Raw genomic sequence first — 9,882 nt, 5'->3', positions numbered from 1 at the left:
CAGCCGGGCATTACGGTGGGACACGAAGGCCTCCGTGCGGTGAAGATTCGACACCTCCACCACACACGGAGGCCTTCGCCATGATCAAGCCCGGCGGCGTTAACAACGCTCGTGATCAATACAGCTAGACCGTGCCGTCCGCCGCGATCTGGGTGAGGGTGCGGCCCGTCCGGGACGAGCGGGCGCGGTGCGGGTCGGGGGTGCCGTGGCCGTGCGGTCCGCCGGGCCCCTTGCGCACCAGCAGCCACGAGTCGTCGCCGTCCTCGCCGTGCAGGCGGGTCAGCGCGTACTCGCCGCGCAGCTTGGTGCCGTGCAGCCGGAACGACGCGTGCCCCCGTTCCAGCGACTCGGCGAAGTCCACCGGCCGCCCCTCGCGGTCGTGGCCGAGCGGCTCGTAGGTGCCGTGGTCCCACACCAGGACCGTGCCGCCGCCGTACTCGCCCTTCGGGACGACGCCCTCGAAGTCCTCGTACTCCAGCGGATGGTCCTCCGTCGGCACCGCCAGCCGCTTGTCCCGCGGGTCGGCCGACGGCCCCCGGGGCACCGACCAGGACCTGAGGACGTCGCCCACCTGCAACCGGAAGTCGAAGTGCATCCGGCGCGCGTCGTGGATCTGCACCACGAACCGGGGCGCCTCACCGGCCCCGCCCGCCGCGCCCGACGCCTCCCGCGTCCGGGCGGGTTCACGTCCGCCGCGGTACGTCCGCGGCCCGTCGTCGCCGGCCATCGCACGCTCCTTCCCTGCGACCGTCCCGGGCGGGTACCCCGGGACGCGCGGCCGACCCCCGCCGCCGGGCACTCAGCCCGCCGACTCCCCGCCGATGCCGTCCAGCTCGGCGATCGCGTCGGCCGGCAGGACCAGGGCGGCCGCGGCGATGTTCTCGCGCAGGTGCTCCGGCGAGGACGTACCGGGGATGACCGCGATGTTCGGCGAGCGCTGGAGCAGCCAGGCCAGCGCGACCTGCTGCGGGGTCGCCTCCAGCCGGGCCGCGACCTTGGCCAGCGTCTCCGACTGGATCGGGCTGAAGCCGCCGAGCGGGAAGTACGGCGCGAACGCGATGTCCTGCGCCGCCGTCCGCTCGACCAGCGCGTCGTCCCGCCGGTCGGCCAGGTTGTACAGGTTCTGCACGGTGACCACGGGCGCGATGCCCTGCGCCTCCTCCAGCTGCCGCGCCGAGGCCGCGCTCAGCCCGAGGTGCCGGATCAGACCCTGCTCGCGCAGCTCGGCGAGGGCGCCGAACTGGTCGGCGACCGGGTCCTCGTTCGGGCTGTCCATGTCCCCGAGCCGCAGGTTCACCACGTCCAGGGCCTCCACGCCGAGGTGGCGCAGGTTGTCGTGGACCTGTGCCTTCAGGTCCTCGGGGTGCCGTGACACGGTCCAGCTCCCGTCGGCCCCGCGCCGGGCGCCCACCTTGGTCACGATGCGCACCGCGTCCGGGTACGGGTGCAGGGCCTCGCGGATGATCTCGTTGACGACGACGGGGCCGTAGAAGTCGGCGGTGTCGATGTGCGTGATGCCCGCCTCCACCGCCGCGCGCACCACCGCGACCGCCCGGTCCCGGTCCCGCGGCGGACCGAAGACGTGCGGCCCGGCCAGCTGCATGGCGCCGTAGCCCATGCGGGTGAGGGTCAGGCCGTCGGCCGGGGTGACGGTTCCGCCGAGCGTTGCAGACATGTCGTGCCTCTCTGGTGTGCCGTTCCGGTGTGCCGAGCGACAGGCCGCCGGGGCGGCGGTCCGTCGCCGTCCAGCGTGCGCCGTCCGCGCGGGCGACGGCAGTGTCCCCGTGTTCCTGGGAGTGACAGGGACACCCGCCGCGCGCCGCCCCGCCGTACGGTGGTGGCATGGACGGAACGAACGCGCTGGGGGAGTTCCTGCGCGCCCGCCGTGCCCTGGTCAAGCCCGAGGACGTGGGGCTGCCCGGCGGTGGACTGCGCCGGGTGCCGGGGCTGCGCCGCGAGGAGGTCGCGATGCTCTCCGGCATCAGCTCCGACTACTACCTCCGGCTGGAGCAGGGCCGCGACCGCAACCCGTCCGTCCAGGTGCTGGAGGCCGTCGCCCGCGTCCTGCGGCTGGACGACGACGCCACCGCCCATCTCGTCGGCCTCGCCCTGGAACGGCCCGCCGGCACCCGGCACCCGGCCCGCACCCGCTCCGCCGCTCGCCCGGAGCAGGTCCCGGCGAGCGTGCTCCAGCTCATCGACGGCTGGACGCGCAACCCCGCCTACGTGCAGAACCGCTACACCGACGTGCTCGCCGCCAACACCCTGGCGGGCGCGATCTCCCCGAACTACGCACCCGGCGTCAACCTGCTGCGCGCCGTCTTCCTCGACCCCGCCGAACGGGCCCTGCGCCGTGACTGGGAGGACCTCACCGAGGAGGGCGTGGCCGTGCTGCGCGCCTACGCCGGGCCCGACGCGGACGACCCGCGGCTGCGCGACCTGGTCGGCGACCTGTCGGTGCGCAGCGAGCGCTTCCGCACCCTGTGGGCCCGCCACGAGGTGCGGCCCCGGCGCGGGCGGCTGAGCCTGCTGACCCATCCGCAGGTCGGCGAGCTGGACCTGCACTCGAACAAGTTCTCCATGGACGGCACCGACGGGCTCACGGTGGTCGTCTTCCACGCCGAGCCCGGCAGCCGCAGCGCCGAACTGCTCGGCATCCTCGGCAGCCTCACCGCCCCGGAGCGGGAGCGGGACGCCTCCGCCCGCCGAATCGAGGAGGAGCCCTAGGCCCGGCCGGGGAGTCCTGCCGGACCGGCGAGTCCCGGGACCGGGTCAGAACTCCTCGTGGACCTCCGGGTCGCCGCCCAGGCGCCGGTGGTCCCGGGCCGAGACCGCGGCCATCTGGTCCGCGTCCAGCTCGAAGCCGAAGACGTCCAGGTTGGCGGCCTGCCGGCCCGGGTCGGCCGACTTCGGGATGGGCACCGCGCCGAGCTGGACGTGCCAGCGCAGCACGACCTGCGCGGGCGTCACCCCGAGTGCCCGCGCGACCTCCCCGATCGCGGGGTCCTCAAGGAGGACCACGTCGCGGCCCAGCGGGCTCCAGCTCTCCGTCACGATGCCCCTGGCCTCGTGGAAGGCGCGCAGCCCGTCCTGCGGGAACAGCGGATGAAGCTCGATCTGGTTCACGGACGGCAGGACCCCCGTCTCCCGCTCCAGCCGCTCGATCTGCCCGGGCGTGAAGTTGGAGACGCCGACGGACCGGACCAGGCCGTCCTCGCGCAGCCTGACCATCGCCTTCCACGAGTCGACGTACTTGTCGACGCGCGGCAGCGGCCAGTGGATCAGGTACAGGTCGACGTACTCCACCCCCAGCCGCCGCCGGGACTCCTCGAAGGAGGCGAGGGTCTCCTCGTACCCGTGGTGGCGGCCGGGGAGCTTGGTGGTCACCACAATCTCCTCGCGGGGGACGCCGCCGCTCGCGATGCCCCGGCCGACGCCGGTCTCGTTGCGGTAGTTCGTCGCGGTGTCCAGCAGCCGGTAGCCGAGCCCCAGGGCCGAGCGCACGGCCCGTTCGGCCTGGGCGTCGTCCATGGGCCAGGTGCCCAGACCGATGTCCGGGAGCCGCGTGCCGTCGTCGAGCGTGTGCGCCGGAATGCTGATCACGGGGAGACCTTTCGTCGACTGTGCCGGCACCAGCCTCGGTGATGCGGGGCGTGAAGATCAACCGGAGCGTCCGCCGCGGGCCGTGCGCCGGGAGGTACCGTCGCCAGGGCGCCGATTCGCTGACACGATCTCCTCGGAGCCCGTACGGACGACCATCGGAGCGCAGCCATGACGACCGACCGGAGCACGGCGGAGCCGACCGCGGGGATCGAGGTGAGGCCGGCGGCCGGGCACATCGGCGCCGAGATCACCGGCGTCGATCTGGCCGGGGACCTCCACCCCGCCGCGGTCGCCCTGATCCGGGAGGCGGTGCTGCGCTGGAAGGTGGTGTTCTTCCGCGGGCAGCGCCTCGACCACGCCGCGCACATCGCCTTCGCCCGCCGCTTCGGCGACCCCGTCGTGCTCGGCCGCCGCGGCGGTGCCTCGCCGGCCGGCTTCCCGGAGGTGGAGACGACCGCCGACCGGCTGGAGCTCGGCGGCCGCTACGGCATGGAGCACGACGAGTGGCTCGGCCGGCGCCGGCACACCCTGCTGCGCGGCTGGCACTGCGACCATGGCGCCCGCGTCGACCCGCCCGCCGCGACGATCCTGCGCGCCGAGACCGTCCCGCCCCACGGCGGCGACACCACCTGGTCCAATCTGGCCGCCGCCTACGCCGGACTCTCCGCGCCCGTCCGGGCGTTCGCGGACGGGCTGCGCGCCGAGCACCGGCTCGGGGTCGGCTACCAGCCCCGGCCCGGCGACGACGCGTATCTGCGCCATCTGCTGGACCACCAGGTCGCCTCCGTGCACCCCCTGGTGCGGGTGCACCCCGAGACCGGGGAACGGGTCCTGTTCGTCAACGGCTACTACGTGGAGCAGATCGAGGGCGTCTCCCGCCCGGAGAGCGCCGCGCTCCTGGAGATGCTGCTCGAACAGGCCGTACGGCCCGAGTACACCGTCCGCTTCCGCTGGGAGCCCGGCAGCGTGGCCTTCTGGGACAACCGGGCCACCATCCATCTGGCGCCCGGCGACACCGCCCACCTCGGCCACCCGAGGATCATGCACCGGGTGATGCTCACGGGGGACGTGCCCGTGGGCGTCGACGGCAGGCCGTCCACGCCGGTCACGGGCACGGAGCCGGGCCGCTGGTGAGCCGGCCGGGCGGCCCGCGTCAGACGGCGGGCCGCCAGCCCAGCGCCGGGCCCAGGCGGGTCGCCATGTCCGTGAGGATCTGCACGTAGTCCTCGTGCGCGAAGGTGAACGGCAGCGCGAACGCGACCTCGTCGACCTCGCGGAACGCCGCGTGCGCCCGCAGCCGCTCGGCGATCTCCTCGGAGGTGCCCACGACGTCCGGGGCGAACAGCAGCCGCCCCGGGCCCTGCGGGGACGCCGTGCGGGGCAGGCGCGCGGCCGCGTACTCCTCGTACTTGGCGCGCTGCGCGGGAGAGGCGGAGTCGGTGGGGATCACCACGAGGCCCTGCGAGACCCGGGCCGCCTCGCCGTCGGGGTGGGCGGCGCGGAAGGCCCGGATGTGGGAGAGCTGGATCTCGGCGAAGTCCCGGCTCTCCTCGGGGCCTTCGGCCCGGACGACGCTGCTGGTGAGGAAGTTCATCCCGTGCTCGCCCGCCCAGCTCGCCGAGCGCACACTGGCGCCGCCGTACCACATCCGGCGGCCGAGCCCCGCGGAGTGCGGCTGGACGACGTCGGAGAACACCTCGAAGCCCTCGACCCCGCTGAAGTCCGTCGCGGGCTTGCCGCGCACGAGGTCGAGCAGCCGGCCCACCCGGTCGTGGCCGAAGTCCTCCAGGTCCCCGGTGTCCGGGTACAGCGCGTCCTTGACCTGGTCGTAGTGCATGGGCGGGCCCACGCTCACGCCCGGGTTGAGCCGTCCGCCGGACAGGACGTCGACGGTCGCCAGGTCCTCGGCGAGGCGCAGCGGGTTCTCCCAGCCCAACGGGATGACGGCGGTGCCGAGTTCGATGCGGCGGGTGCGCTGGCTCGCGGCCGCCAGGACGGCCACGGGGGACGAGATGCCGTACTGGAGGTGGCGGTGGCGCACCCACGCGCTGTCGAAGCCCAGCCGCTCGCCCAGCTCGATGATCTCCAGCGTGGACTCGTGCCCCGCCCGCGGGTCGGCCCCGTCGAACAGACCGATGGTGAGGAAGCCCAGCTTGCGCAGGGGACGGGGGGTGGACGGCACGGGCTCCTCCAGCGGTCGTACGTCAGTTCTGCGCCGATTGTCGCAGGGGAACGTTGCGGGAGTGTGATCGGCCGGCGGGCCGGTTCAGCGGAGCGGGATCGTGAACTCGTCCTCCACCGGTGGGTCGAGTTCCTGCGCCCGCTTGCCGGTCGCCGCGAAGCAGCGCACCCGGATCTCCTCGGGGGAGACGTCGAGGCGCAGGAAGCACTTGAAGAAGGGCGGACTGTAGGTCGCCGAACCCGGTGAGAACAGCTGGGTGTAGATCTTCCGCACGGGCAGCCGGAACCGGGAGGTGCGGTCGGGGCGGCCGCCGGCGCCGAGCAGGCTCGCGATCAGCCGGGTGCGGCGGGTGACCCGGGCCCCGGGGCCCGGCGCCCGGCCCGGTGCGGTGCCGAGCCGTTCGGCGATCACGGCGGTGGCCTCGGCCGCGGTGAGCGTGAAGAGGCGGCGCAGGCGCAGTCGGCGGCCGTACAGCCCGCTGTAGAAGGCCAGGGAGTCGCCGCGCAGCGGATAGCAGCGGAAGTCGTCCTCGGTGACACCGGCGACCGACACCCTGGGGATGGTGTGGGTGGCGTGCATGAAGGCCCCGCCGCCGCCCGAGACCACGTACTGGACGGTGCGGCCGTCCACGTCGACGGGATAGCGCTGGTAGTTGTGGATGTCGCCGCCCACCGCCGCGACGTAGTGGTGGGCCGGGTCGCGGACGATGTCGTCGACCGTGCCGCCGCCCTCGATCGCGCAGGGGTGGTGCTCGCCGTCCACGTACAGCGGCGAGCCGGTGACGAGGATCTTCGGGCGCGGACCCCGGGACACCTCCCGCAGCCAGGCGCCCTGGCGGGCGTCGAGGGTGCCGAGCAGTCCGGTGTCGATGCCGACGATCCGCACCGGGCCGGCGTCGATCGCCCAGTACGGCCCCGGCTGCACGGCCCGTTGCTCCGGCGCCGGGCGCAGCGCCCGCGCGTCGTCGAGACGCCGGGCGTCCACAGGACCGGGCCGGTGCCACAGCAGCTCGCGCCACCAACTCCGGGTGAGCGGGCGGGGTTTCGGCTCGGGGTCGAGGGGCGGCGCGTCGTCGCCGAAGACGCGCATGAACCCGCCGAGGTCCTCGTACCAGTCGTGGTTGCCGGGTATCGCGTAGATCGGCGCGGGATAGTCCCGGTAGGGGCGGAAGAACTTGGTGCCGTAGTCGCCGGTGGCGCCGACCGGGTAGATGACGTCGCTCGCGACGACCGCGAACCGGGTGTCCCGACCGATCGTCAGGAAGCCGGGCACCACGGAGTACTGGGGTTCGTCGCCCTCGCCGGTGTCGCCCATGAGCATGAACGAGAAGCGGTCCGGGTCCTCGCGCCGGATCACCTTGTCGGCGGGCGCCCCCGCGGTGGCCCGCTGCGCCACCCAGCGGTCGCGGGTACGGCCCGTCGGGTCGCCGAACCAGGAGGCCAGCACCCCGTTGCGGGCCGCCCACAGGGTCCTGGGGTCGAGCCAGGACAGCTTCTCGACGTGCTCCGGCATCAACTGCTTGTAGTCACCGGGTCCTTCGGCGCCCCAGCCGGCGCCTTCCGCGGTGTCGCGCGATGAGTCAGCCACCGGGGAACCGTAGCAACGATCACCGGTGCCGCCGCCGAGGGGCCACCGGCGGCGGTCGGGCAGGGCTCACCGAGGGCCCGCGGACCCGGCACCGGGGGAAAACCCTCGGCCACCCCTGAGGGTGCTGACATGGACGGGTCAACACTGTCATCCTCCCTGCTACGCCCGGCGGATCACCCCCACAATCCGCTCACGGATCACGCTCCCGCACAGCACAGCTCCGACCGGACAGCACAGCCGTCTGTCCGGTCTGTCACCGGCCGCCGTCCGGCGGTCGCAGCAGGAGGAGTACGAGTGAGACGCCTTCCCCACAGACGCTCGACGGTCGGGGCCGCCCTGGTCTCTGCCGCCGCCTTCCTCGCCGTAGGCATCCAGTCCGTCCCGGCGACCGCCCAGCCCACCGCCGCCCGTCCGAGCCCCCTGCGGACCGGCGGCCTGGAGGCAGAATTCAGCCCCGCCCAGCACGACGCACTGCTCCGCGGCGCCCAGGAGGGGAGTGCGGCCACCGCCCGCACCCTCGGCCTCGGCGCCCAGGAGAAGCTGGTCGTCAAGGACGTCGTGAAGGACAACGACGGCACCGTGCACACCCGTTACGAGCGCACCTACGACGGCCTGCCCGTCCTCGGCGGCGACCTCGTCGTGCACACCCCGCCCGCCTCCCTGGCCGCGGGCACCGTGAGCACCACCTTCAACACCGGGCGCGTCATCAAGGTCGCCACCACCACCGCGGCCGTCACGAAGTCCGCCGCCGAGACCAAGGCGATCGAGGCCGCCCGGTCCCTCGACGCGCAGCGGCCCGCCGCCGACAGCGCCCGCAAGGTGATCTGGGCCGGTTCCGGCACTCCCCGGCTCGCCTGGGAGACGGTGATCACCGGCGTCCAGGACGACGGCACACCGAGCAGGCTGCACGTCGTCACCGACGCCACGACCGGCGCCGAACTCCACCGCTACCAGGCGGTCCAGACCGGCACCGGCAACACCCAGTACAGCGGCACCGTCAGCCTCGGCACCACGTTGTCCGGCTCGACGTACCAGCTGAACGACACCTCGCGCGGCGGCCACAAGACGTACACCCTGGGTGGCGGTTCCTCCGGCACCGGCACCCTGATGACCGACGCCGACGACGTCTGGGGCAACGGCTCCGGCTCCAACACCCAGACCGCGGGCGCCGACGCGGCCTACGGCGCCCAGGAGACCTGGGACTTCTACAAGAACACCTTCGGTCGCAGCGGCATCCGCAACGACGGTGTCGCCGCCTACTCCCGCGTCCACTACAGCAGCAACTACGTCAACGCCTTCTGGGACGACGGCTGCTTCTGCATGACGTACGGCGACGGCTCAGGGAACACCCACGCCCTGACGTCACTGGACGTGGCCGGGCACGAGATGAGCCACGGCGTCACGTCGAACACCGCGGGACTCAACTACACGGGCGAGTCGGGCGGGTTGAACGAGGCGACCTCCGACATCTTCGGCACGGGCGTGGAGTTCTACGCGAACAACGCCTCGGACCCCGGTGACTACCTCATCGGCGAGAAGATCAACATCAACGGCGACGGCACGCCGCTGCGTTACATGGACAAGCCGAGCAAGGACGGTGCGTCCAAGGACAGTTGGTCCTCCAGCCTCGGCGGCCTCGACGTGCACTTCTCCTCGGGCCCCGCGAACCACATGTTCTACCTGCTGGCCGAGGGCAGCGGCACCAAGACCATCAACGGCGTGACCTACAACAGCCCGACCTCCGACGGCGTCGCCGTCACCGGGATCGGCCGGGCCGCGGCCCTCCAGATCTGGTACAAGGCGCTGACGACGTACATGACGTCGAGCACCAACTACGCGGGCGCCCGCACCGCCGCCCTCAACGCGGCCGCCGCGCTCTACGGCACCGGCTCCGCCCAGTACGCCGCCGTCGGCAACGCCTTCGCCGGCATCGCCGTGGGCGGCCACATCACCCCGCCGAGCAGCGGTGTCACGGTCACCTCCCCGGGCAGCCAGTCCTCCCGCGTGGGCACCGCCGTCAGCCTCCAGATCTCGGCGAGCAGCACCAACGCCGGCGCGCTGACCTACTCCGCGAGCGGACTCCCGGCCGGCCTGTCGATCAACTCCTCGACCGGCCTGATCTCCGGCACGCCCACCACCGCGGGCACCTCCAGCACCACCGTCACGGTGACCGACCCGACCGGCGCGAAGGGCACGGCCTCCTTCGGCTGGACCGTCAGCGCCACCGGCGGCGGCTGCACTTCTGCGCAGCTGCTCGGCAACCCGGGCTTCGAGTCGGGTGCCACGGTGTGGAGTGCGAGCAGTGGTGTCATCACGAACGACACCGGTCAGGCGGCGCACGGCGGTTCGTACAAGGCGTGGCTCGACGGCTACGGCTCGGCGCACACGGACACGCTGTCCCAGTCGGTGGCCGTCCCGGCCGGCTGCCGGGCCACCCTCACCTTCTATCTGCACGTCGACTCCGACGAGACCACCACCTCTTCGCAGTACGACAAGCTGACGGTGACGGC

8 protein-coding genes are annotated in these 9,882 nt (G+C 73.1%); 3 read left to right on the top strand and 5 right to left on the bottom strand.

Going from position 1 to position 9,882, the window contains the following annotated elements:
* Window positions 1-124 precede the first annotated feature (124 nt).
* Both AB0F77_RS42720 and AB0F77_RS42715 read right to left on the bottom strand, forming a co-directional pair.
* Entirely contained in the window at window positions 125-727 is a 603-nt protein-coding gene (locus AB0F77_RS42720; protein WP_361960122.1) for a DNA polymerase ligase N-terminal domain-containing protein, read from the bottom strand.
* 72 nt (window positions 728-799) lie between these two features.
* Complete coding sequence (locus AB0F77_RS42715; RefSeq protein ID WP_361960119.1) at window positions 800-1,675, bottom strand: oxidoreductase; 876 nt, start codon at window positions 1,673-1,675, stop codon at window positions 800-802.
* A gap of 167 nt (window positions 1,676-1,842) precedes the next feature.
* Between AB0F77_RS42715 and AB0F77_RS42710 the strand changes: the two genes are divergently transcribed.
* Window positions 1,843-2,727 carry a helix-turn-helix transcriptional regulator gene (locus AB0F77_RS42710; protein ID WP_361960116.1) on the top strand — a complete coding sequence of 295 codons (885 nt, stop codon included), beginning with the start codon at window positions 1,843-1,845 and terminating at the stop codon, window positions 2,725-2,727.
* A 45-nt stretch (window positions 2,728-2,772) separates the two neighbouring features.
* On the opposite strand, the gene AB0F77_RS42705 is transcribed toward AB0F77_RS42710, so the two are convergent.
* Window positions 2,773-3,603, bottom strand: coding sequence for an aldo/keto reductase (locus tag AB0F77_RS42705; protein ID WP_361960113.1), 831 nt, complete (start codon window positions 3,601-3,603; stop codon window positions 2,773-2,775).
* 168 nt (window positions 3,604-3,771) lie between these two features.
* Here AB0F77_RS42705 and AB0F77_RS42700 point away from each other — a divergent pair, with 168 nt between their 5' ends.
* Window positions 3,772-4,737 (top strand): TauD/TfdA family dioxygenase, encoded by a 966-nt coding sequence (locus AB0F77_RS42700; RefSeq protein ID WP_361960110.1) that lies wholly within the window; start codon window positions 3,772-3,774, stop codon window positions 4,735-4,737.
* A 19-nt stretch (window positions 4,738-4,756) separates the two neighbouring features.
* Here AB0F77_RS42700 and AB0F77_RS42695 read toward each other — a convergent pair whose 3' ends face one another.
* Together AB0F77_RS42695 and AB0F77_RS42690 are read right to left on the bottom strand one after the other, a co-directional pair.
* The gene (locus tag AB0F77_RS42695; RefSeq protein WP_361960107.1) at window positions 4,757-5,785 is read right to left on the bottom strand and encodes an LLM class flavin-dependent oxidoreductase; all 1,029 of its coding nucleotides are present in this window, start codon (window positions 5,783-5,785) and stop codon (window positions 4,757-4,759) included.
* 84 nt (window positions 5,786-5,869) lie between these two features.
* On the bottom strand, window positions 5,870-7,372 hold the full coding sequence (locus tag AB0F77_RS42690; RefSeq protein WP_361960104.1) for a metallophosphoesterase: 1,503 nt from the start codon (window positions 7,370-7,372) through the stop codon (window positions 5,870-5,872).
* A 294-nt stretch (window positions 7,373-7,666) separates the two neighbouring features.
* Between AB0F77_RS42690 and AB0F77_RS42685 the strand changes: the two genes are divergently transcribed.
* Window positions 7,667-9,882, top strand: a 2,216-nt coding sequence (locus tag AB0F77_RS42685; RefSeq protein WP_361960101.1) for a M4 family metallopeptidase, incomplete at its 3' end; no start/stop codon positions are given.

Origin of the sequence: Streptomyces sp. NPDC026672, assembly GCF_040638185.1 — a bacterium.
Classification (GTDB): Bacteria; Actinomycetota; Actinomycetes; order Streptomycetales; family Streptomycetaceae; genus Streptomyces.
Note: the sequence above shows the minus strand (reverse complement) of the source record. Positions and strands in the feature narration are given on the sequence as shown.

Excerpts from the sequence above, each read along its gene's own strand:
- AB0F77_RS42700 (WP_361960110.1), top strand. The coding sequence starts at position 3,772 with ATGACGACCGACCGGAGCACGGCGGAGCCGACCGCGGGGATCGAGGTG.
- AB0F77_RS42715 (WP_361960119.1), bottom strand. The coding sequence starts at position 1,675 with ATGTCTGCAACGCTCGGCGGAACCGTCACCCCGGCCGACGGCCTGACC.
- AB0F77_RS42720 (WP_361960122.1), bottom strand. The coding sequence starts at position 727 with ATGGCCGGCGACGACGGGCCGCGGACGTACCGCGGCGGACGTGAACCC.
- AB0F77_RS42710 (WP_361960116.1), top strand. The coding sequence starts at position 1,843 with ATGGACGGAACGAACGCGCTGGGGGAGTTCCTGCGCGCCCGCCGTGCC.